Here is a 21,005-nt window from a genome sequence, read left to right as displayed (position 1 = left end):
CTACCTGCAGGAAGGGTCGCGCCACAAGCCGCGCCGCCCGGGAATGCCAGGCGCCATGACGGAAACGACGATCTTTCTCGGGATTGAATCAAGCTGCGATGATACGGCGGCCGCGGTCGTGCGTCGCCATGCCACAGGCGAGGCCGAAATCCTGTCTTCCGTGGTCGAGGGTCAGGCGACATTGCATGCGCCCTTTGGCGGCGTGGTGCCTGAAATCGCCGCCCGTGCCCATGCCGAACGGCTGGACTATGCGGTCGAGGCCGCCTTGCGCGAGGCGGGCCTCGGGCTGCGTGACCTTGATGGAATCGCGGTCACGGCGGGCCCGGGCCTGATCGGCGGGCTTTTGTCCGGGCTGATGCTGGCAAAAGGTCTCGCTGCGGCAACCGGCCTGCCTCTGGTCGCGGTGAACCACCTCGCCGGCCATGCGCTGACGCCGCGCCTGACCGATGGCATCGCTTATCCCTATCTCATGCTGCTCGTCTCGGGCGGGCATTGCCAGTTTCTTGCTGTCGAAGGGCCGGAAAACTTCCGCCGCCTCGGGTCGACCATCGATGATGCGCCGGGCGAAGCTTTTGACAAGATCGCGAAACTCCTCGGCCTGCCACAACCTGGCGGGCCGCATGTTGAACGCGAGGCCGCCCTCGGCGATGCGAAACGGTTCCGCTTTCCGCGCCCGCTGCTGGATCGGCCGGGCTGCGATCTGTCGTTCTCGGGGCTGAAAACCGCCGTGCTGCGGGCGCGCGATGCGATCATCGCAGAGAAAGGCGGGCTGATGCTGCAAGACCGCCGAGATCTTTGCGCCGGGTTTCAGGAGGCTGTGGCCTCGGTTCTGGCCGAAAAGACCCGGCGTGCGCTGGAGCTTTTTCCCGCGCCCGTGCTGGCAGTGGCGGGCGGTGTCGCAGCAAATCAGGCCATTCGGGCAAGGTTAGAGACTGTTTGTGATGCCGCCGGCGCAGATTTCCTGGCCCCCCCCTTGCGGCTTTGTACCGATAATGGCGCGATGATCGCCTGGGCCGGGATCGAGCGTTTTCTTTCTGATGCGCAAGACAGCTCGGCCCTCATCGCCCGCTCGCGCTGGCCGCTGGATGAAAGCGCCGCGCCGATGCTGGGGTCAGGGAAACGGGGGGCGAAGGCATGATCGGGATCGCAGGTGCCGGGGCCTTCGGAGCGGCCCTTGCGGTCACACTGGCCAAAGACGGGCGCGAAGTGCGGCTCTGGGCCCGCGATACCGCGGCACGCGACCGGATGCGCAGCCAGCGCGAGGCGGACAAACTGCCGGGCATCTCGCTGCCGGAACGGATCTCGATCCGTGACACGCTGGCGGATCTGGCAGAATGCGAGGCGGTTCTTCTGGCCATGCCGATGCAGGCGATGCGCGGTTTCCTTGCCGAGGCCCCGGAACTTCTGAACACCGACCTCGTCGCCTGTTCCAAGGGCATTGACCTGACCACGCTGCAAGGCCCGGCCGAAGTGATGGCGGCGGCGGGGGCTAGCGGGGCGAAAGCCGTGCTGACCGGCCCGAGCTTTGCCGCCGACATCGCGCGGGGCCTGCCAACGGCGCTGACGCTCGCCAGTGATTGCCCCCGCGCCGAGGCTTTGCAACATCTGCTGTCGACCCAGACGCTGCGGCTTTATCGCAGCGATGATGTGACCGGCGCACAACTGGGCGGCGCGCTGAAAAACGTAATCGCGATTGCCGCCGGCGTTGTGATCGGCGCGGGTTTTGGCGATTCCGCCCGTGCCGCGCTGATCACCCGGGGCTATGCCGAGATGAGCCGGCTCGCGGTCGCTCTTGGCGCGCGCGCCGAAACTCTGGCAGGCCTCTCGGGTCTGGGCGATCTGATCCTGACCTGCACCTCGGAACAGTCGCGGAATTTCTCGCATGGGCTGGCACTTGGACAGGGCCGCGACGCGGTAAAGGCCACGGTCGAGGGGGTCGCGACCGCCCAGGCGGCAACGCGGCTCGCAGGTGAAAAGAAGATCGACATGCCGGTGACCGCCATGGTCGCCCGGCTGGTCGCAGGCGAAATCAATCTGGGAGAAGCGGTCAGGGACCTGATGTCGCGCCCGCTGAAACAGGAGTGAGACATGCGCGCAGCCCTCATCTGCATCGATAAGCCGGGCCATCTCGAGACCCGCAAGGCCAATCGTGATGCCCATCTGGCCTATATTGCCGGGACCGGGATCGTAGAAATGGCCGGCCCGTTTCTGGACAGCGATGGCGCGATGATCGGAAGCCTGGTGATCCTGACCGTTGACAGCCTTGACCAGGCCCGCGCCTGGGCCGCGGCAGACCCTTACGCCCAGGCCGGATTGTTCCAGGATGTCACCATCCGCGAATGGAAAAAGGTGATCGGATGAATTACTGGCTTTTCAAATCCGAACCCGACACCTGGTCCTGGGATGCCCAGGTTGCCAAAGGTGACGTGGGCGAGGAATGGAACGGCGTGCGGAACTACCAGGCGCGCAACAATATGCGGGCGATGAAGATCGGCGATCGCGGCTTTTTCTACCATTCGAATATCGGCAAGGAAGTGGTCGGCATTGTCGAGGTCTGCCGCGAAAGCGCCCCCGACAGCACCACCGAGGATCCCCGCTGGGACTGCGTCTGGATCAGGGCGATTAAACCGCTGACGCGGCATATCACGCTGGATGAGGCCAAGGTGACCCCGGGCCTGGAACAGATGGTTCTGGTGAACAATACGCGGCTTTCAGTTCAGCCTGTCAGCCCTGCGGAATGGGAAATCATCTGTCTTATGGGTGGGGTTGAGCCGTATTAAATTCGGAGGGCCCCGCACCCCTGCAGGACCCTCCTTCCACCCCACATGCACCCCGCACGTGTTGAGATAAAGGTCCCGGGCTTCTGCCGCCGACAGGGTTACAGTGACAGAAAAGGGCGCTTCGGACAAATCCGAAGCGCCCTTCATTTATCGCAAATCCAACGGGTTCAGTGTGTAACGCGCGGATTGGGCAGGAAGATCGCGACAACGCCGATCAAAGGCAGGAAGGCGCAGATCTTGTAGACGGTGATGATGCCATATTCATCCGCCAGCACGCCAAGCGCCGCCGCCCCGATGGCCGCGATGCCAAAGGCCAGGCCGAACAGAAGACCGGCGACCATGCCGGTATTTTGCGGCATCAGATCCTGGGCATAGACCACCATTGCCGGGAAGGCCGAGGCCAGCATCAGCCCCGCCACAGAGGCCACGATCACATTCGGGATCAGCGGCAGCCAGGGCAATACGATGGTCAGCGGCAGAATGCCGAAGATCGACCAGAGAATCACCTTCCGCCGTCCGATCTTATCGCCGATCGGACCGCCGATGATCGTCCCTGCCGCCACAGCAGAGAGGAAGATGAAGAGGCAGACCTGCGCCTGTTCGGCCGGAATGGCAAACTGCTTCATCAGGTAGAAGGTGTAGTAGCTGGAGAAACTGACCGAATAGATGAATTTCGACATCATCAGCAGGATCAGCAGGAACATGCCCCGACGCACGACCTCGGGCGGCAGCGGCACCACGGTCTTCAGCCGCGTCTTGCGCGCAACCAGCCGGCCGGCGCCCACCTGGGTATACCAGCGCCCGACCGCCGCCAGCAGCAGCATCCCCGCGAGCGCGACCCCGGCGAAAAGCTGGATCGAAAGCTGACCCTGGGCCATGACGACAAAGGCCGCTGCCAGCGGGCCAAGCGCGGTGCCGGCATTGCCGCCGACCTGGAACAGGCTTTGCGCAAAGCCCGGCCGCATCCCTGCCGCCAGCCGCGCGATGCGCGAACTCTCGGGATGGAAGATCGCCGAGCCCAGCCCGACCAGCGCGACCGACCAGAGGATCATCGCGAAACTTGTGGCATGGGCCAGCGCGATCAGCCCGACCCCGGTCGACAGCATCCCGAGCGACAGCGCATAGGGCATCGGACGCCGGTCCGTGTAATAACCGACCAGCGGTTGCAAGATCGAACCAATCCCCTGAAAAACAAGGGTAATCAGCCCAATCTGGGTAAAGCTCAGCGAGAATTTCTCCTCGAATAACGGGAAGGAAGCCGGGATAAGGCTTTGCATCAGGTCATTGAGAAGATGACCCATAGAGACGGCGAGCACGATCGGAACCACCGTGGTTTCCACGGTTGTGCTGCTTTGGACATTGGTGGACATGACGACCTGCGCGAAAACAGAAAGCCGCGTCACCATGACGCGGCTTTAAGAGAATGACAATCTGTCGGATTGATCCGGTTACAATCCGGAGCGGATCCGGACCGGCGTGATCAGGCGTAAGCGCCGTCTTTTCCGAAATGTTTAACAAGCAGATAATAGAACACGGCGCGGTATTTGTTGCGCTCGGATTTACCATAGGTCTCAATCGCGGCATTGATGCCTTCATCCAGCGCCGCGCTGTCGGCAAGGCCCAGCTTCTTGATCAGGAAACTGGCTTTCACCCGGGCCAGCTCTTCCGGATCCGAGGCCGCGACGGTCGAGGAATCCGCGTTATAGATCGTCGGACCACAGCCGATTGTGACCTTGGTAAGAAGGTCCAGATCCGGCGTCACGCCGCATTTGTTCTTCAGATCGTCGGCATATTTGGCGATCAGTTCGTCCCGCTTGCCCATAGCTGTCCTCGCTATTTTCCCAGAAACCCCCCCACAATACGGGGTCGCGGCAGAGTTTATGCGGTCAGCCTCAAACGGCAATGGGAAAAAATGGCGCCCCGCCTCAGAAGAGACGGGGCGCGCGCATATGCCGAAAGGCGTGAGCGATCAGTAGCGGTAGTGTTCGGCCTTGTAGGGTCCGTCGACATTCACGCCGATATAGGCGGCCTGATCGGCTTTCAGCTCGGTCAGTTTAACGCCGATTTTCTTGAGATGCAGACGGGCCACTTTCTCATCCAGCGCTTTCGGCAGGATATAGACGCCGGGCTGATACTCTTCGCCCTTGGTCCACAGCTCGATCTGAGCCAGCGTCTGGTTGGTGAAAGAGGCTGACATCACGAAGGACGGGTGACCGGTCGCATTGCCGAGGTTCAGCAGACGGCCTTCCGACAGGAGGATGATCCGGGCGCCCGAGGGCATCTCGATCATGTCCACCTGGTCCTTGATATTGGTCCATTTGTGGTTTTTCAGGTTCGCGACCTGAATTTCATTGTCGAAATGGCCGATATTGCCGACGATGGCCATGTCCTTCATCGCATGCATATGCTCGATGCGGATCACGTCCTTATTGCCGGTGGTGGTGATGAAGACATCGGCAGTGGCGACGGCGTCTTCCAGCGTGCAGACCTCGAACCCGTCCATAGCCGCTTGCAGCGCGCAGATCGGGTCGACTTCGGTGACTTTCACCCGGGCACCAGCGCCAAGCAGCGAAGCCGCCGAGCCTTTGCCCACATCGCCATAGCCGCAGACAACCGCAACTTTGCCGGCCAGCATGGTGTCGGTGGCGCGGCGGATACCGTCGACCAGCGATTCCTTGCAGCCATATTTATTGTCGAATTTCGACTTGGTGACCGAGTCATTGACGTTGATCGCCGGGAAGGGCAGCTGGCCCTTTTTGTGCAGCTCGTACAGACGATGCACGCCGGTGGTGGTTTCCTCGGACACGCCCTTGATCTCGGCGCGTTGTTTGGTGAACCAGCCGGGGGTCGCAGCAAGCCGCTTTTTGATCTGGTTGAAGAGGCAGATTTCCTCTTCCGAGCCTGGATTCTCGATCAGATCCGTCTCACCTGCCTCAACGCGGGCGCCGATCAGGATATAGAGCGTGGCGTCACCGCCATCGTCGAGGATCATGTTGCAGGTGCCGCCCTCGCCACCGAACTGGAAGATCTTGTCGGTATATTCCCAGTATTCTTCAAGGTTTTCGCCCTTGATCGCGAAGACCGGGGTGCCCGAGGCAGCAATCGCGGCAGCCGCATGATCCTGGGTCGAGAAGATATTGCAAGACGCCCAGCGGACATCGGCACCGAGCGCTTTCAGCGTCTCGATCAGCACGCCGGTCTGGATCGTCATGTGGAGAGAGCCTGCGATCCGCGCGCCTTTCAGCGGCTGCGACGGGCCGAATTCCTCACGGCAGGACATCAGGCCCGGCATTTCTGTCTCTGCGATAACCAGTTCCTTGCGGCCGAAATCCGCGAGGCCGATATCCTTGACGATATAATCCGTTGCCATACTTCTCTCCTGAACCTGACCGCTGAACCTTCTCGGCGCCCCCTTACCATCGGCAATGGAAACGGGCAATAAGATGGTTCCGGCACGGCCCGGGACCAGCCGGAATGCCCGATCCAGGGACCGTTTCCGGATCGGTTTCCGCTGTGCCCCGACAGAATTCCGGGCTGCGCCCGGGCGGGAGGCCGTGAATGGCAGCGAAACAGGCGCGTGCCTGGCAAAGAATGCTCTCGGGGCGCCGGCTGGACCTGCTGGACCCCACACCGATGGATATCGAGATTGCCGATATCGCCCATGGCCTTGCCTTTGTGGCGCGCTGGAACGGGCAGACGCGCGGCGACTGGCCCTATTCGGTCGCCGAACATTCGCTGCTGGTCGAGGCGATCTTTTCGCGCGCCAATCCCGGCATCGCGCCGCGCTGGCAGCTGGCGGCGCTGCTGCATGACGCGCCCGAATATGTGATCGGTGACATGATCAGCCCGGTGAAAGCGGCCGTCGGGCCAGGTTATGGCGAGCTCGACACAAGGCTGACAGCGGCGGTCCATCTGAAATTCGGCCTGCCTTCAATGCTGCCGGCGGCGATCAAGAAACAGATCAAGCTGGCCGATAATGTCTCGGCCTGGCTGGAGGCGGTGCAGATCGCGGGCTTTTCCGAGGCTGAGGCCAACCGGTTCTTCGGCCGCCCCGATCCGGCGCTGGCGCGCGGCCTTGAAATCGTCCTGCGCCCGCCCGCCGAAGTTCGGCGTGATTTCGTCAGCCGCCATGAAGCGCTTATGACCCTGACAGGCCAGTGAGATCAGACCCGCTGGCACCCTCGGCCTTGCCGGATTTCAGGGTCACGAGGATGAAAGAGACCGTCAGATCAGAAACTCGGCCAGTGCCTCATCATCGGTGATATCGCGATAGGCAAAGCCGGCCGCATCCATACGGGCCGTGAACGCATCGAAATCGCCATGCACTTTGGTTTCGATCCCGATCAGGATCGAACCGAAGTTCCGCGCCGATTTCTTCATATATTCAAACCGGGTCACGTCATCGTCAGGACCCAGCATCGACAGAAACTCGCGCAGGGCACCGGGGCGCTGCGGCATTCTCAGGATGAAATACTTCTTCAGCCCGGCATAGCGCTGCGCGCGTTCCTTGACCTCCGGCAGCCGTTCGAAATCGAAATTGCTGCCCGAAGTGACACAGACCACCGTCTTGCCACGGATCTGACCGGCAAGTTCCGGCAGCACATCGATCGACAGCGCGCCGGCGGGTTCCAGAACAATCCCCTCGACATTCAGCATCTCGAGCATGGTGATGCAGACCCGGTCTTCGGGCGCCAGCAGCACCTGATCGGGCCTGACATGTTTCAGCCGGTCCCAGGTCATCTGCCCCAATCTCGCCACCGCCGCTCCGTCGACAAAACTGTTCACCTTTGCCAGCTTTTGCGGCCCGCCAAGGCGCACCGCCTCGGCCAGGCAGGCGCCGCCCATGGGCTCGACATAGCGGAAATCGGTCTGCGGCGAGACGGCATGCAGATAGGTCGTCACCCCTGCGGCCAGCCCGCCGCCGCCAACCGGCACAACCACAAGATCAGGCATCCGGCCCAGCTGTTCCAGCATCTCGACACCGACACTGGCCTGGCCCTCGATCACATCCGGATCGTCGAAAGGCGCGAGGAAATGCGCGCCGCGTTCAAGGCAAAAGGCCTGCGCCGCCGCGAGCGTCTGATCGAAATAGTCGCCGGTCAGCACGATCTCGACATTCGGCCCGCCAAAGATCCGGGTCTTGTCGATCTTTTGTTGCGGCGTCGTCACCGGCATGAAGATGATACCATTCACCCCGAAATGCCGGCAGGCAAAGGCCATGCCCTGGGCATGATTGCCCGCGCTGGCACAGACGAAATTCATCTGATCCGGCGCCGCCACCCGCATCTTGCGCATCGCATTGAAGGCGCCCCGCAGCTTATAGCTGCGCACCGGCGTCAGATCTTCGCGTTTCAGCCAGATATCGGCCTCATAACGCGACGAGAGATGCTCGTTGCGCTGAAGCGGCGTTTCGGGGAACAGCTGGCGCAACTCACGCGCGGCGGCTCTTGCGGCTTGGACAAAATCGGTCATGGCAGAGCCATGCCTCAAGGCGCGATGTTGCGCAAGATCCGTCCCGCGCCGAAAAGCCGTGTCACAAGGGCCCGGCGACACCCGGATGACGCGGCCTCGCTTGCCCTTCCTGTGGTTTCCCGCTAATCGCGGGCGAAACCGGCAATGGAGCACTTCCCGTGAAAAAGCCCAGCAAAGTCGTGCTTGCCTATTCGGGCGGCCTCGACACTTCGATCATCCTCAAATGGCTGCAAACCGAATATGGCTGCGAGGTGGTGACCTTTACCGCCGATCTCGGCCAGGGTGAAGAGCTGGAACCGGCGCGCCAGAAAGCGCTGCTGCTGGGGATCAAAGAGGAAAACATCCACATCCTCGACCTGCGCGAGGAATTCGTGCGCGATTTCGTCTTCCCGATGTTCCGCGCCAATGCGGTCTATGAGGGGCTCTATCTGCTTGGCACCTCGATCGCCCGCCCGCTGATAGCAAAACACCTCGTCGAGATCGCTCAGGCCACCGGCGCAGATGCCGTGGCACATGGCGCGACCGGCAAAGGCAATGACCAGGTCCGGTTCGAACTCGGCGTGGCCGCGCTGGATCCGTCGATCCAGGTGATTGCGCCCTGGCGGGAATGGGATCTTTCGTCCCGCACCAAACTTCTGGAATTCGCCGAGGCGAACCAGATCCCGGTTGCGAAAAACAAGCGCGGCGAGGCGCCCTTCTCGGTTGATGCCAACCTGCTGCACACCTCGTCCGAGGGCACCGTACTGGAAGACCCGGCAGTTGAAGCACCCGACTATGTCGCCTCGCGCATCGTCGCCGTGGAAGATGCGCCGAATACACCCGAATTCATCGAGATCACCTTTGAAAAGGGCGATCCCGTCGCGCTGAATGGCGAAGCGCTGTCGCCCGCGACCATGTTGACCCGACTGAACGAACTGGGCGGCAAGCATGGCATCGGCTTGCTCGATTTCGTCGAGAACCGTTTCGTCGGCATGAAATCGCGCGGCGTTTACGAGACCCCCGGCGGCACCATCATGCTGGAAGCCCATCGCGGCATCGAGCAGATCACGCTCGACAGCGGCGCGGGTCACCTCAAGGACTCGATCATGCCGCGCTATGCCGAGCTGATCTACAATGGCTTCTGGTTCTCGCCGGAACGCGAGGCGCTGCAGGCCCTGATCGACAAGACCCAGGAATATGTCTCGGGCACCGTGAAGCTGAAACTTTACAAAGGCGTCGCGCGCACCGTCGCCCGCTGGTCAGACCATTCGCTTTACAGCGAAAAGCATGTCACCTTTGAAGAAGATGCCGGTGCCTATGATCAGAAAGATGCGGCAGGCTTTATCCGCCTGAACGCATTGCGGCTGCGGCTGATCGCCACCCGCAACGCCCGCGTGGCGAATAAGGGCTAACAGACCCCTTGCAGGGCGGGACCGGAAAGGCCCCGCTCTGCCTTCAGCGCCTCGGTCGCGAAATGCAGCACGAGGCCGATCTCAGCGCTTGCCCGACGCAAATCCCGCAAGATCTGCTGCCGCCCGGCGAATAACCCGCTGCCTCTGAACATATTGCGCCGGCAGATGAGTATGACTTTCGCGCAATGTCACGCCGCCGGTGCTGATCCCCTGGCCGGTGCCCTGCCCCTTCGCCACCTGATACTTGTCAGCAGCCAGATCAGCATCAGGCCGCCCGCCGCAAGGCCGGCGATCCAGACCCAGACCTTAAGCTGAAGGCGCCGCAATTCCGGCAGCGCCTCAGCAAGATCGGGGTCGGATATCAGCCGACCTTGCAGGCCGCCATGACCGCCATATTCAGGATGTCATTGACGGTGGACGAGGTCGAACAGATCTGGATCGGTTTGTTGACGCCAGAGAGGATCGGCCCGATCACCGTCGCCCCCGCCATTTCCTGCATCAGCTTGACCGAGATCGAGGCCGAATGCCGCGCCGGCACCACAAGGATATTCGCGGGCCCGGTCAGACGACAGAAAGGATAGGCCGCCATCTGATCCTTGTTCAGCGCCACATCGACGGTCATCTCGCCATCATATTCGAAATCGACGCCGCGCCGGTCCAGCACATCGACAGCCCGGTGCATCTTGGTCGCGCGTTCCGACACCGGATAGCCAAAGGTCGAGAAGCTGACGAAAGCCACACGCGGGTCGACCCCCATCGAGCGCGCCACGCCGGCGGCCCGGGTCGCGATGGTCGCCAGATCCTCTTCATCCGGCCATTCATGCACCAGGGTATCGGTGATGAAGACGATCCGCCCCTTATGCAGCAAGGCGGTCACCCCCACCGCGCCATCCACCGCTTTGGCGTCAAAGACGGTATTGATCAGGGAAAGGACATGCGCCGATTTGCGGGTCGCGCCGGTCACCAGGCCGTCGCCATGGCCATGCGCGAGCATCAGCGATGCAAACACATGCCGGTCGCGTGCGGCAATGCGGTGAATGTCCTGGCGATCATGACCCTGACGTTGCAGGCGTTTGTAGAGAAAGTCTTTATACTGATCGAGATGGCGGGAATTGGCGGCGTTCACCACTTCCAGCTCGCGCACCGCGTCGCCAAGGCCCGCCGCATCCAGCTTTTCGCGCACATCGGCCTCGCGCCCGACAACCAGAGATTTCCCCAGACCAGACCGCTGCCAGGCCACCGCTGCACGCAGGACACGCGGATCATCGCCTTCGGCAAAGATCATCCGTGCCTGGGCCTGGCGGGCCCTTGCATGCAGGCCCTGCAGGATGGTCGCCGTCGGGTCCATCCGCGCCTTCAGGCTTGCCTCATAGGATTTCATATCGATGATCGGGCGGCGCGCCACGCCGGTATCCATTCCGGCCTTCGCCACGGCGGGCGGCACGACATAGATCAGACGCGGGTCAAACGGCGTCGGAATGATGTAATCGCGGCCAAAGGACAGCTTGCGCCCATAGGCCATCGCCACCTCATCCGGCACATCCTCACGCGCCAGTTTCGCCAGCGCCTGCGCACAGGCGATCTTCATCTCGTCATTGATCGCGCGGGCATGGATATCCAGCGCACCCCGGAACAGATAGGGGAAGCCCAGCACATTATTGACCTGGTTCGGATAATCCGAACGCCCGGTCGCCACGATGGCATCCGCGCGAACCGCATGGGCCTCTTCCGGCGTGATTTCAGGATCGGGGTTCGCCATGGCGAAGATCACCGGATTCTCGGCCATCGAGGCGACCATCTCTGGCGTCACCGCCCCTTTGGCCGAAACGCCTAGGAACACATCCGCCCCGGCCATCGCCTCTTCAAGGCTGCGCGCATCGGTCTTTACCGCATGGGCCGATTTCCACTGGTTCATACCCTCGGTACGGCCCTGGTAAATCACACCTTTGGTGTCGCACATGATGCAATTCTCATGCCGCGCGCCCATGGATTTCAACAGTTCCAGACAGGCGATCCCCGCGGCCCCTGCCCCGTTCAGCACGATCTTCACGTCCTGGATCTTCTTGCCCGAAATCTCCAGCGCGTTGATCAGCCCCGCCGCACAGATCACCGCCGTGCCATGCTGGTCGTCATGGAAGACCGGGATATCGCAGATCTCTTTCAGCCGCTGCTCGATGATAAAGCATTCAGGTGCCTTGATGTCTTCGAGATTGATGCCGCCAAAGGTCGGCGACATCAGCTTTACCGCCCTGATGATGTCATCCGCATCTTCGGTATCAAGCTCGATATCGATCGCATTCACATCGGCAAAGCGCTTGAAAAGAACCGCCTTCCCCTCCATCACCGGCTTCGAGGCCAGCGCGCCAAGGTTCCCCATCCCCAGAATCGCCGTTCCATTCGAGATAACGGCGACCATATTGCCTTTGACCGTATAGTCATAAGCCGTCTCGGGCCGGTCGGCGATGGCCTGGACCGGTACCGCGACCCCGGGCGAATAGGCCAGCGACAGATCGCGCTGCGTCGCCATTGGCTTCGACGCAGTGATCTCGTATTTCCCCGGACGCGGCTCGAAATGATAAGCGAGGGCTTCTTCGGGCGTGGTTCTGGAACGGGTCATTTTCGGGCCATGGTGCGAATTAAAGTTACTTTGCACATGCCTTGTCACGCATGAAATGAAAAGCCCGGATGACGGCCTTTTCGTCACGCCTTCGTTTTTGTAGGGTCGGCGCCGAAGCCCGGGGGAACCATGTCAGACGAAACCGTCACGCCAATGATGGCGCAATATCTCGACATCAAAGCGCAGAATCCTGGGGCTTTGTTGTTCTACCGGATGGGCGACTTCTACGAGATGTTCTTTGATGACGCCCTGGCGGCGTCCGAGGCGCTGGATATCGCGTTGACCAAACGCGGCTTCCATAAGGGCGAGCCGATTGCCATGTGCGGCGTGCCCTATCACGCCGCCGAAGGCTATCTTCTGACACTGATCCGCAAGGGATTCCGCGTCGCCATCGCCGAACAGCTGGAAGACCCGGCCGAAGCGAAGAAGCGCGGCTCGAAATCGGTGGTGAAACGCGATGTGGTTCGGCTGGTAACGCCCGGCACCCTGACCGAGGATTCCCTGCTCGAAGCGCGGCGCCACAATTACCTCGCAGCCTATACCGCCCTGCGCGATGAGGGCGCGCTGGCCTGGTGCGATATCTCGACCGGCGAGTTCCGGGTCATGCCCTGCGCCCTCTCGCGCCTCGGGCCCGAGTTGGCCCGGCTTGCGCCGCGCGAATTGCTGGTTCCGGATGAAGAATCGACCGAAATCGCAAGCCTGGTGACTGATTCCGGCGCCGCGATGACGCCGCTGGCCCGTGCGAGTTTCGATTCCACCGGTGCCGAAAAGCGGCTTTGTGCACTGTGGCAGGTCAGCTCTCTTGAAGGGTTTGGATCGTTCACCCGCGCCGAAATCGCGGCAATGGGCGGGCTGGTCGACTATCTCGACCTGACGCAGCGCGGTCGCCTGCCGCTTTTGCGCCCGCCGATCAAAGAACTGCCCGGCGGCACCATGCAGATCGATGCCTCGACCCGACGCAATCTCGAAATCACCCAGGCGCTTTCGGGCGGGCGCGAGGGCTCGCTGCTGGCCGCCATCGACCGCACCGTGACCGCCCCCGGAGCGCGCCTGCTGGAGCGCCGTCTCTCCTCGCCCTCACGCGATCTGACCACGATCCGCAGCCGCCATGACGCTTTGCGCGCGCTCCTGGATAAAAGCCGGCTGCGCGAGGATCTGCGCAACGACCTGCGCCGCGTGCCCGATATGGATCGCGCGCTCTCGCGACTCGCACTGGATCGCGGTGGCCCGCGGGATCTGACCGCGATCCGCGCCGGCCTGACCCAGGCCCTGAGCCTGACGGGCAAACTGAACGACCTGCCCGATCTGCTGAGCGAAGCCTCGCGGGCCCTCACCGGCCATGAAACCCTGGTTGATCTGCTGGACCGGGCGCTGGTCGCCGAGCCGCCGCTGCTTGCGCGCGATGGCGGCTTTATCGCCACCGGATTCGACCATGAACTGGATGAGACCCGCCAGTTGCGCGACGAAGGCAGAGGCGTGATCGCCGGCATGCAGGCGCAATATGCGGAACATGCTGGTGTTTCGGCGCTGAAGATCAAGCATAACAACGTGCTGGGCTATTTCATCGAGGTCACCACGACGCACGAGGAAAAACTCCGCGCCCATCCCGACCTTTTCATCCACCGCCAGACCACGGCGGGTCAGGTGCGGTTCACCACGGTTGCGCTGTCAGATCTGGAAACCCGGATCCTGAATTCATCCAACCGGGCGCTTGAGCTAGAAAAACGTCACTATGAAGGCCTGAAACGTGCGATTCTCGACCAGGCGGGCCCAATTGGCGCCACAGCCCGTGCCCTCGCCGAAATCGACCTTTGCGCCGGCTTTGCCGATCTCGCCGCCGAGGGCGACTGGACAGAGCCAAAGGTCGATGACAGCCGCGCTTTCCTGATCGAGGGCGGACGCCATCCGGTGGTAGAACGTGCCCTCAGACGCCAGGGCGGGCAGAGCTTTGTCGCCAATGACTGCGACCTGACCACCGGCAATTCCCCCGCGATCTGGCTGCTGACCGGCCCGAATATGGCGGGTAAATCGACCTTCCTGCGCCAGAATGCACTGATCGCGCTGATGGCTCAGGCCGGCAGTTTCGTTCCGGCCCGCGCGGCCCATATCGGCCTTGTCAGCCAGCTTTTCAGCCGCGTCGGCGCATCAGACGACCTCGCGCGCGGCCGCTCGACCTTTATGGTCGAAATGGTGGAAACCGCCGCCATCCTGAACCAGGCCGATGACCGTGCCCTCGTCATCCTGGATGAGATCGGCCGTGGCACCGCCACCTGGGATGGCCTCTCCATCGCCTGGGCCACGCTGGAACATCTGCACGAAATCAACCGCTGCCGCGCGCTTTTCGCCACCCATTACCACGAAATGACCCAGCTTTCCGCGAAACTCGATGGCGTCGAGAACGCCACCGTCTCGGTGCGTGAATGGGAAGGCGAAGTGATCTTCCTGCATGAGGTCAAACGCGGCGCCGCCGACCGCAGCTACGGCGTCCAGGTCGCCCGCCTCGCCGGCCTGCCGCCTTCGGTCATCGAACGCGCGAAAACGGTTCTCGAAGCACTTGAACAGGGCGACCGCCAGGGTACGAAACAAGCCGCCCTGATCGACGACCTGCCGCTGTTCCGCGCCGCCCCGCCGCCTTCTGCCGTGAAACCCGCACAGGAAAGCAGGATCGAGGCCCGGCTGAAAGAAACGAGCCCCGACCAGCTTACGCCGATCGGGGCCCTGAATCTTATCTATGAGCTCAAGGCCCTGCTGGGCTGATCAGCCCGGGGTCGAGGACACGCCCACCTGCGCCGGACGCAGCAGCCGGTCATGGAGCATAAAGCCCTCGGTCATCACCTGAATGATCTGCCCGGCTTTGGTCCCCGGCACCGGCGCCTCAAACATCGCCTCATGCATCTGCGGATCGAACTGGTCACCGACCGCCGGCGACACTGCCTTTACCCCGTGCTTGTCCATCACCTTGGACAGTTCGCGCAGCGTCAGCTCGACGCCTTCGATCAGCGCACTCGACGCCGCGCGGCTTTCTTCCGGAATGGCCGCAAGCGCGCGGTTCAGGTTGTCATAGACCGGCAAAAGATCCCGTGCGAGCCGCGTGCCGCCATATTGCTCGGCCTCACGGCGATCCCGGTCAGCCCGTTTACGCGAATTCTCGGCATCGGCCAGCGCCCGCATGAACTTGTCGCGGAACTCATCACGTTCCAGACGGAGCGTCTCCAGCTCGTCAACCGACATCTCTTCAAATTCCGGCAGATCGCCTGCCTGGCCGTTTTCCTGGGCGGCGTTGTCTTCCTGCGCCATGACCACTCCTCAAGTCTTTCGGGCCTAAGGCCCCTTTTCACTTCAACCGCGTCCGCGATCGGAAACCATCCGACCGACGAGCTGCGCCGTATAATCGACAATCGGCACAACCCGCCCATAGTTCAGCCGGGTCGGTCCGATCACGCCGACGGCACCGATAATCTTTCGCTCGGCGTTCATATAGGGGGAAACGACCAGACTTGAACCCGAAAGTGAAAAGAGTTTGTTTTCCGAGCCGATGAAGATGCGCACTCCGTCGCCTTCATCCGCAAGTTCCAGAAATTCGGCGATATCGCGCTTGCGTTCGAGATCGTCGAAAAGGCTGCGGATCCGGTCGACATCCTCGGATCCGGCGCTTTCCAGAAGATTGGCGCGCCCGCGCACGATCAGCCGCTCTGATGACAGGCCTGCATTCTCCCAGACCGCCAGCCCGCTTTCGACCAGCTCGCGGGCCAGAACATCAACCTCCTGGCGGCGGGCCGCAACCTCTGCGCGGATATGTTGGCGCAGATCTGAAAGCGTCCGCCCGCCCGCCATGGCATTGAGAAAATTCGCAGCCTCGCGCATCGAGGATGGTGTTTGCCCGGGCGGCGGATGGAACAGACGGTTCTCAACCTGGCCATCGGCAAAGACCAGTACCACCAGCGCCCGATCTGCCGAAAGCGAGACAAATTCAATATGCCGGATCGGAGCGGATTCATGCTTTGGCGTCATCACGATACTGGCGCCCCCGGTCAGGAAGGAAAGCGCCGCCGAAACATGATCCAGCGCCATGCCGACATCATGATCCTCACCGCTGAGCGTCGCATCGATCCGCGCACGGTCGGCCTGATCAACCGTTCCGACCTCGAGAAAGCCGTCGACAAACAGCCGCAGCCCCTGCTGTGTCGGGATCCGCCCCGCCGAGATATGCGGGCTGTCCAGCAAACCGAGAAATTCCAGATCCTGCATGACATTGCGGATGGTCGCGGCCGAAATCTGTTCACTCAGGCTGCGGGTAAGCGTGCGCGATCCGACCGGCTCACCGGTTTCAAGATAGCCTTCGACGACGCGCCGGAAAACTTCGCGCGATCTGTCACTCATTTGCTGCAGCAGCTCTTTTCTGTCCGCCATTACATCCCGGCCCGCCTTTCATTTGACTTAAGAACCAATACCATCCGCCGTCAATGCGCCAACCCCCTGTTACGCCTGGTGATCAGGGTTGCATCCGGCGCCTGCCCGCGCATATCTGACCGCAAATCTTTGAAAGGATCAGTTATGCGCCCGTCTGGAAGAGAGCTCGACCAACTTCGCACGGTTTCCATTGAAACCGGAGTTTCCCTTCACGCCGAAGGCTCCTGCCTGATCCGGATGGGAAACACCCATGTGCTCTGCACCGCCTCGATTGAAGACAAGCCGCCGCCCTTCCTGCGCAATACCGGTATGGGCTGGGTGACGGCGGAATATGGCATGTTGCCGCGCTCAACCCATACCCGGTCGCGCCGCGAGGCCGCGGCAGGCAAGCAATCCGGCAGAACGCAAGAGATTCAACGGCTTATCGGACGCAGCCTGCGCGCCGTCGTTGACAGGCAAGCGCTTGGCGAACGTCAGATCACCGTCGATTGCGACGTGATCCAGGCCGATGGTGGCACCCGCTGCGCAGCCATCACCGGCGGCTGGGTCGCTTTGCGTCTGGCGATGAACAAGCTGATGCAAAAGGGCATCGTCACCGGCGATCCGCTGCTGGATCACGTCGCAGCAGTATCCTGCGGTATCTATGCCGGCCAGAATGTGCTGGATCTGGACTATGATGAAGACTCGGCTGCCGGCACCGATGGCAATTTCGTGATCACCGGCAAGGGCAAGCTGGTTGAGGTTCAGGCCTCGGCAGAAGGCGCGCCTTTCGCGGTCGAAGACCTCACCGTATTGCTTAACCTTGGCCTGAGAGGCACTGCGGCCCTGGTCGAGGCACAAAAGAAGGCCATTGGCGCATGACCCGCAAATTCACCGGCGACCAGCTTGTGATCGCGAGCCATAACAAAGGCAAGCTGGAGGAATTCGCGACATTGCTGGCGCCTCTTGGCATCCGTTGCGTTTCGGCCGGTGAGTTTGGTCTTGATGAGCCGGAAGAGACCGAAAGCACATTTGTCGGCAATGGCCGGATAAAAGCGCATTACGCGGCAAAGGCCACCGGCCTTCCCGCACTGGCTGATGATTCCGGCCTGACGATTGATGCGCTGGACGGCGCTCCGGGTGTCTACACCGCCGACTGGGCAGAAACGCCGAATGGCCGAGATTTCGGCATGGCTATGGAGAAAACCTGGGCGCTTCTTGAAGAGCGCGGGGCGCCTGCCCCGCGCCTTGGCCAGTTTCGGTGTACTCTGGTTCTTGCCTGGCCCGATGGTCATGACGAAACCGTCGAAGGCAGCTGCGCCGGAGAACTGATCTGGCCGCGCCGGGGTCTTGAAGGCCATGGCTACGACCCCATGTTCCAGCCTGACGGATACGCGCAGACTTTTGCCGAGATGTCAGCCGATCAGAAAAATGCGATCAGCCACCGGGCGCGGGCCGTCGCCGCTATTATGGAAAAGTGTTTCACGTGAAACAGGAACATGCAGAAGACTGGAAAGAGGGGGGCTTCTCCCTCTACCTTCATTGGCCCTTCTGCAAGGCAAAATGCCCCTATTGCGATTTCAACAGCCATGTTCGTGCGAGAATTGATCAGGCCGAATGGAAAAAGGCCTATCTGAAAGAGCTGGATCGCGCCGCCGCCGAAACCGGAGGCCGCATTCTGCACTCGGTATTTTTCGGTGGCGGCACCCCCTCCCTGATGGATCCCGATACGGTTGGTGCGATACTGGATCGGGTTTCGCGTCACTGGCGTATGACCAATGACTTCGAGGTCACCCTTGAGGCAAACCCGACCTCTGTAGAGGCGTCGCGTTTTGCAGCCTATCGTCTGGCAGGCGTGAACCGTGTCTCACTCGGCCTTCAGGCCTTGAATGATCAGGATCTGCGGCGCCTTGGACGCCAGCACAGCGCCGCCGAAGGACTGGCCGCACTGGATCTTGCCCGCAGCCTTTTTGACCGTACCTCCTGTGATCTGATCTATGCCCGCCAGGATCAGGACCTCGCCTCATGGGGCGATGAATTGCGCCACGTTCTGGCACGAGGCCCCGACCATATCTCGCTCTACCAGTTGACAGTGGAAGAGGGCACGGTCTTTGCCAGGCTTTATGACGCGGGCAAGCTTCGTGGCCTTCCTGATGAAGATCTCGCAGCCGATATGTACGATCTGACCACCGAGATCTGCGGCGAGGCCGGTCTGTCGGGATATGAAGTCTCGAACTATGCCCGGCCAGGCAGCGAATCCCGCCATAATCTGACCTATTGGCGCATGGGCGACTATCTCGGCATCGGCCCAGGGGCACATGGCCGCCTCACCCTGAACGGCCAGCGCGTGGCAACGCTCGCGCATAAATCACCCGAGCTCTGGCTGGAATTCCTGAGAAAGACGGGTAAAGGCGAGGTTCCACGTGAAACGATCAGCACTCAGGATCAGGCGCTGGAATATCTGATGATGTCGTTGCGGCTGAGCGAGGGCATGTCATTTCCGCGCTATATCAGGATGCTGGGGCGCCAGCCGCGGGCGGAAGTTCTGGAAACCCTGCAGCAGGATGGCTTTATCACCCTGCAGGATGATCGCCTGACAGCCACCGCGACCGGCCGGTTGTTGCTCAACCGGCTGATCCTGGAGCTGTCAGAAGCCTGATCAGTCGCGGGCCAGACCCGAGGGGCCGGAAGACAGCAGCTGGCAAAGAAGATCCAGCTCTTCCAGATCGCGATAGGAAATCACCAGATTGCCGCCCTGCCCTTTATGATCGATCCGTACGGTCATCCCAAGCTGAGCCGACAAATCCCCCTCAAGCGCCCGCGTATCGGCATCTTTCGTGCTCTCACGCGCGCTGACCTGCTCCGACGGGGTTGATTTCGTCGGTTCCAGCGCCTCACGGGCGAGTTTCTCGGTCTCTCGCACCGAGAGTCCGCGCGCAATCACGGTCTGAGCAAGCCGCAAGGGATCCGGCGCGGTGATCAGTGCCCGCGCATGACCGGCCGACAATGCGCCCTCGCGCACCATCTTTTGCACATCTCCGGGCAGGTTCAGCAGCCGAAGCAAATTGGTCACATGGCTGCGGCTTTTCGACAGCGCTTCGGCAACCTTTTCCTGGGTATGGCCAAAGCGATCAATCAGCTGGCGCAGACCCAGAGCCTCTTCAATCGCATTGAGATCCTCGCGCTGGATGTTCTCGATAATCGCGATTTCCAGCACTTCGGTATCGTCAAGCTCGCGAATGACGACCGGAACCTCGTGCAGCTGCGCGATCTGCGCCGCACGCCAGCGCCGCTCGCCGGCAACGATCTCGTAATGATCGCCTTTGGTCCGCACGACCAGCGGCTGAATGACCCCCTTCTGCCGCAGCGAATCCGCCAGAGCCTCCAGTGCCGCCTGGTCGAAATCCTTGCGCGGCTGTTCCGGGTTCGGTTGCAGCTTTTCGACCGGCAGCCTGGTGTCCGCCCGCCGCGGCCCCTCACTCTCGGGGCGTAAATTTACATCCGACATCAATGCCGAAAGACCACGACCAAGCCCTTTGCGTTCCATGCTCTGCCTCTTCTTCTTGTTGTCAGGACCGCAGTTTAGCGGCAATTTCCCCGGCCAGAGACCGATAGGCCTCGGCCCCGCGCGAGGTCGGATCATATTCCGTCACGGGCTTGGCGTAAGAGGGTGCTTCGGAAAGCCGCACATTGCGCGGGATGATCGTGCGAAACACCATATCGCCAAGGTTCTCGCGCGCATCCGTCTCGACCTGCTGCGCCAGATTGTTGCGCCCATCATACATCGTCAGAACAACACCCTCAATCCGCAGATCCGGATTCGCCGAGCGCCGCACATCCCGCACCGTCAAAAGCAGCTGCGAGAGCCCTTCCAGCGCGAAAAACTCGGCCTGAAGCGGAACAAGCACCGAATTTGCCGCCACAAGTGCGTTAACCGTCAGCAAAGACAGCGACGGTGGGCAGTCAATCAGCACGACATCGAAGCCCATTGCCTCGATATCCGGATGGCGCAACGCGTCATGCAGCAGAAAGCTGCGCTTTTCATTGGCGACAAGATCGATATCCGCCGAAGCCAGGTCGGAATTCGCCGGGCTGATCCACAGATTATTAACCGAAGTGCGCTGAATGATTGCGTTCGGTGCCCCATCCGACAGAATCAGGTCATAAGTGGTGAGTTTACGATCATTCGTCGCAACCCCAAGACCCGTCGAGGCATTGCCCTGGGGGTCAAGATCGACCAGCAGGATCCGCAGACCCCGCTCGGCCAAAGCTGCGGACAGATTTATCGCGGTCGTGGTCTTCCCAACACCGCCTTTCTGGTTGGCAACGGCGATGACATGCGCCGGAAAGGGCATG

Annotated in this window: 19 protein-coding genes; 10 read left to right on the top strand and 9 right to left on the bottom strand. The window is 61.6% G+C overall.

Annotation, left to right across the window (positions count from 1 at the left end; genetic code table 11):
* Positions 1 to 55 precede the first annotated feature (55 nt).
* From tsaD to BLW25_RS14885, 4 genes are read left to right on the top strand one after another with little or no spacing between them, the layout of a single operon-like run.
* A complete protein-coding gene (gene tsaD, locus BLW25_RS14900) occupies positions 56 to 1,138 on the top strand; it encodes a tRNA (adenosine(37)-N6)-threonylcarbamoyltransferase complex transferase subunit TsaD (RefSeq protein ID WP_092902151.1) in 1,083 nt (360 codons plus the stop codon).
* Positions 1,135 to 2,085 (top strand): NAD(P)H-dependent glycerol-3-phosphate dehydrogenase, encoded by a 951-nt coding sequence (locus BLW25_RS14895; RefSeq protein WP_092900375.1) that lies wholly within the window; start codon positions 1,135 to 1,137, stop codon positions 2,083 to 2,085. The genes tsaD and BLW25_RS14895 overlap by 4 nt, the downstream gene beginning before the upstream one ends.
* Before the next feature lie 3 nt (positions 2,086 to 2,088).
* The gene (locus BLW25_RS14890) at positions 2,089 to 2,361 is read left to right on the top strand and encodes a YciI family protein (protein ID WP_092900373.1); all 273 of its coding nucleotides are present in this window, start codon (positions 2,089 to 2,091) and stop codon (positions 2,359 to 2,361) included.
* Positions 2,358 to 2,780, top strand: a complete 423-nt coding sequence (locus tag BLW25_RS14885; protein ID WP_092900370.1) for an EVE domain-containing protein — start codon at positions 2,358 to 2,360, stop codon at positions 2,778 to 2,780. The genes BLW25_RS14890 and BLW25_RS14885 overlap by 4 nt, the downstream gene beginning before the upstream one ends.
* Before the next feature lie 167 nt (positions 2,781 to 2,947).
* Here BLW25_RS14885 and BLW25_RS14880 read toward each other — a convergent pair whose 3' ends face one another.
* The 3 genes from BLW25_RS14880 to ahcY form a co-directional block, all read right to left on the bottom strand.
* Positions 2,948 to 4,150, bottom strand: a complete 1,203-nt coding sequence (locus tag BLW25_RS14880; RefSeq protein WP_092902149.1) for an MFS transporter — start codon at positions 4,148 to 4,150, stop codon at positions 2,948 to 2,950.
* Between the two features lie 110 nt (positions 4,151 to 4,260).
* Positions 4,261 to 4,602 (bottom strand): DUF2853 family protein, encoded by a 342-nt coding sequence (locus BLW25_RS14875; RefSeq protein WP_092900368.1) that lies wholly within the window; start codon positions 4,600 to 4,602, stop codon positions 4,261 to 4,263.
* A 147-nt stretch (positions 4,603 to 4,749) separates the two neighbouring features.
* A complete protein-coding gene (ahcY, locus tag BLW25_RS14870) occupies positions 4,750 to 6,150 on the bottom strand; it encodes an adenosylhomocysteinase (RefSeq protein WP_092900366.1) in 1,401 nt (466 codons plus the stop codon).
* A gap of 188 nt (positions 6,151 to 6,338) precedes the next feature.
* Here ahcY and BLW25_RS14865 point away from each other — a divergent pair, with 188 nt between their 5' ends.
* A complete protein-coding gene (locus tag BLW25_RS14865) occupies positions 6,339 to 6,941 on the top strand; it encodes an HD domain-containing protein (protein ID WP_092900365.1) in 603 nt (200 codons plus the stop codon).
* Positions 6,942 to 7,004: 63 nt separating this feature from the next.
* Here BLW25_RS14865 and ilvA read toward each other — a convergent pair whose 3' ends face one another.
* On the bottom strand, positions 7,005 to 8,252 hold the full coding sequence (gene ilvA / locus BLW25_RS14860) for a threonine ammonia-lyase IlvA (RefSeq protein WP_092900364.1): 1,248 nt from the start codon (positions 8,250 to 8,252) through the stop codon (positions 7,005 to 7,007).
* Between the two features lie 158 nt (positions 8,253 to 8,410).
* On the opposite strand from ilvA, the gene BLW25_RS14855 reads away from it, so the two are divergent.
* Positions 8,411 to 9,643 carry an argininosuccinate synthase gene (locus BLW25_RS14855; protein ID WP_092900363.1) on the top strand — a complete coding sequence of 411 codons (1,233 nt, stop codon included), beginning with the start codon at positions 8,411 to 8,413 and terminating at the stop codon, positions 9,641 to 9,643.
* Between the two features lie 361 nt (positions 9,644 to 10,004).
* On the opposite strand, the gene BLW25_RS14850 is transcribed toward BLW25_RS14855, so the two are convergent.
* Complete coding sequence (locus BLW25_RS14850; RefSeq protein WP_092900362.1) at positions 10,005 to 12,260, bottom strand: NADP-dependent malic enzyme; 2,256 nt, start codon at positions 12,258 to 12,260, stop codon at positions 10,005 to 10,007.
* A gap of 129 nt (positions 12,261 to 12,389) precedes the next feature.
* Between BLW25_RS14850 and mutS the strand changes: the two genes are divergently transcribed.
* Positions 12,390 to 15,017 (top strand): DNA mismatch repair protein MutS, encoded by a 2,628-nt coding sequence (gene mutS / locus BLW25_RS14845; protein ID WP_092900361.1) that lies wholly within the window; start codon positions 12,390 to 12,392, stop codon positions 15,015 to 15,017.
* Here mutS and BLW25_RS14840 read toward each other — a convergent pair whose 3' ends face one another.
* The gene (locus BLW25_RS14840) at positions 15,018 to 15,557 is read right to left on the bottom strand and encodes a nucleotide exchange factor GrpE (protein WP_092900356.1); all 540 of its coding nucleotides are present in this window, start codon (positions 15,555 to 15,557) and stop codon (positions 15,018 to 15,020) included.
* Between the two features lie 42 nt (positions 15,558 to 15,599).
* Positions 15,600 to 16,670: a heat-inducible transcriptional repressor HrcA gene (hrcA, locus tag BLW25_RS14835; protein WP_092900346.1), complete on the bottom strand. Its 1,071-nt coding sequence runs from the start codon at positions 16,668 to 16,670 to the stop codon at positions 15,600 to 15,602.
* 144 nt (positions 16,671 to 16,814) lie between these two features.
* On the opposite strand from hrcA, the gene rph reads away from it, so the two are divergent.
* Genes rph through hemW form a run of 3 tightly spaced genes read left to right on the top strand, consistent with a single transcriptional unit; the run spans position 16,815 to position 19,308 of the window.
* On the top strand, positions 16,815 to 17,531 hold the full coding sequence (gene rph / locus BLW25_RS14830) for a ribonuclease PH (RefSeq protein WP_171909569.1): 717 nt from the start codon (positions 16,815 to 16,817) through the stop codon (positions 17,529 to 17,531).
* Positions 17,528 to 18,139, top strand: coding sequence for a non-canonical purine NTP pyrophosphatase (locus BLW25_RS14825; protein WP_092900345.1), 612 nt, complete (start codon positions 17,528 to 17,530; stop codon positions 18,137 to 18,139). The genes rph and BLW25_RS14825 overlap by 4 nt, the downstream gene beginning before the upstream one ends.
* The gene (hemW, locus tag BLW25_RS14820) at positions 18,136 to 19,308 is read left to right on the top strand and encodes a radical SAM family heme chaperone HemW (RefSeq protein WP_092900343.1); all 1,173 of its coding nucleotides are present in this window, start codon (positions 18,136 to 18,138) and stop codon (positions 19,306 to 19,308) included. Before BLW25_RS14825 ends, hemW begins: the two co-directional genes overlap by 4 nt.
* On the opposite strand, the gene BLW25_RS14815 is transcribed toward hemW, so the two are convergent.
* Together BLW25_RS14815 and BLW25_RS14810 are read right to left on the bottom strand one after the other, a co-directional pair.
* Positions 19,309 to 20,196: a ParB/RepB/Spo0J family partition protein gene (locus BLW25_RS14815; RefSeq protein WP_092900342.1), complete on the bottom strand. Its 888-nt coding sequence runs from the start codon at positions 20,194 to 20,196 to the stop codon at positions 19,309 to 19,311.
* Positions 20,197 to 20,218: 22 nt separating this feature from the next.
* Positions 20,219 to 21,004 (bottom strand): ParA family protein, encoded by a 786-nt coding sequence (locus tag BLW25_RS14810; RefSeq protein ID WP_092900340.1) that lies wholly within the window; start codon positions 21,002 to 21,004, stop codon positions 20,219 to 20,221.
* Position 21,005 lies beyond the last annotated feature (1 nt).

It is taken from the genome of Rhodobacter sp. 24-YEA-8 (genome assembly GCF_900105075.1).
Classification (GTDB): Bacteria; Pseudomonadota; Alphaproteobacteria; order Rhodobacterales; family Rhodobacteraceae; genus Pseudogemmobacter.
Note: the sequence above shows the minus strand (reverse complement) of the source record. Positions and strands in the feature narration are given on the sequence as shown.

Excerpts from the sequence above, each read along its gene's own strand:
- BLW25_RS14810 (WP_092900340.1), bottom strand. The coding sequence starts at position 21,004 with ATGCCCTTTCCGGCGCATGTCATCGCCGTTGCCAACCAGAAAGGCGGT.
- BLW25_RS14880 (WP_092902149.1), bottom strand. The coding sequence starts at position 4,150 with ATGTCCACCAATGTCCAAAGCAGCACAACCGTGGAAACCACGGTGGTT.
- BLW25_RS14890 (WP_092900373.1), top strand. The coding sequence starts at position 2,089 with ATGCGCGCAGCCCTCATCTGCATCGATAAGCCGGGCCATCTCGAGACC.
- mutS (WP_092900361.1), top strand. The coding sequence starts at position 12,390 with ATGTCAGACGAAACCGTCACGCCAATGATGGCGCAATATCTCGACATC.
- ilvA (WP_092900364.1), bottom strand. The coding sequence starts at position 8,252 with ATGACCGATTTTGTCCAAGCCGCAAGAGCCGCCGCGCGTGAGTTGCGC.
- BLW25_RS14895 (WP_092900375.1), top strand. The coding sequence starts at position 1,135 with ATGATCGGGATCGCAGGTGCCGGGGCCTTCGGAGCGGCCCTTGCGGTC.
- hrcA (WP_092900346.1), bottom strand. The coding sequence starts at position 16,670 with ATGGCGGACAGAAAAGAGCTGCTGCAGCAAATGAGTGACAGATCGCGC.
- BLW25_RS14875 (WP_092900368.1), bottom strand. The coding sequence starts at position 4,602 with ATGGGCAAGCGGGACGAACTGATCGCCAAATATGCCGACGATCTGAAG.
- rph (WP_171909569.1), top strand. The coding sequence starts at position 16,815 with ATGCGCCCGTCTGGAAGAGAGCTCGACCAACTTCGCACGGTTTCCATT.
- BLW25_RS14885 (WP_092900370.1), top strand. The coding sequence starts at position 2,358 with ATGAATTACTGGCTTTTCAAATCCGAACCCGACACCTGGTCCTGGGAT.
- BLW25_RS14825 (WP_092900345.1), top strand. The coding sequence starts at position 17,528 with ATGACCCGCAAATTCACCGGCGACCAGCTTGTGATCGCGAGCCATAAC.
- BLW25_RS14840 (WP_092900356.1), bottom strand. The coding sequence starts at position 15,557 with ATGGCGCAGGAAGACAACGCCGCCCAGGAAAACGGCCAGGCAGGCGAT.
- BLW25_RS14850 (WP_092900362.1), bottom strand. The coding sequence starts at position 12,260 with ATGACCCGTTCCAGAACCACGCCCGAAGAAGCCCTCGCTTATCATTTC.
- BLW25_RS14815 (WP_092900342.1), bottom strand. The coding sequence starts at position 20,196 with ATGGAACGCAAAGGGCTTGGTCGTGGTCTTTCGGCATTGATGTCGGAT.
- tsaD (WP_092902151.1), top strand. The coding sequence starts at position 56 with ATGACGGAAACGACGATCTTTCTCGGGATTGAATCAAGCTGCGATGAT.
- ahcY (WP_092900366.1), bottom strand. The coding sequence starts at position 6,150 with ATGGCAACGGATTATATCGTCAAGGATATCGGCCTCGCGGATTTCGGC.
- BLW25_RS14865 (WP_092900365.1), top strand. The coding sequence starts at position 6,339 with ATGGCAGCGAAACAGGCGCGTGCCTGGCAAAGAATGCTCTCGGGGCGC.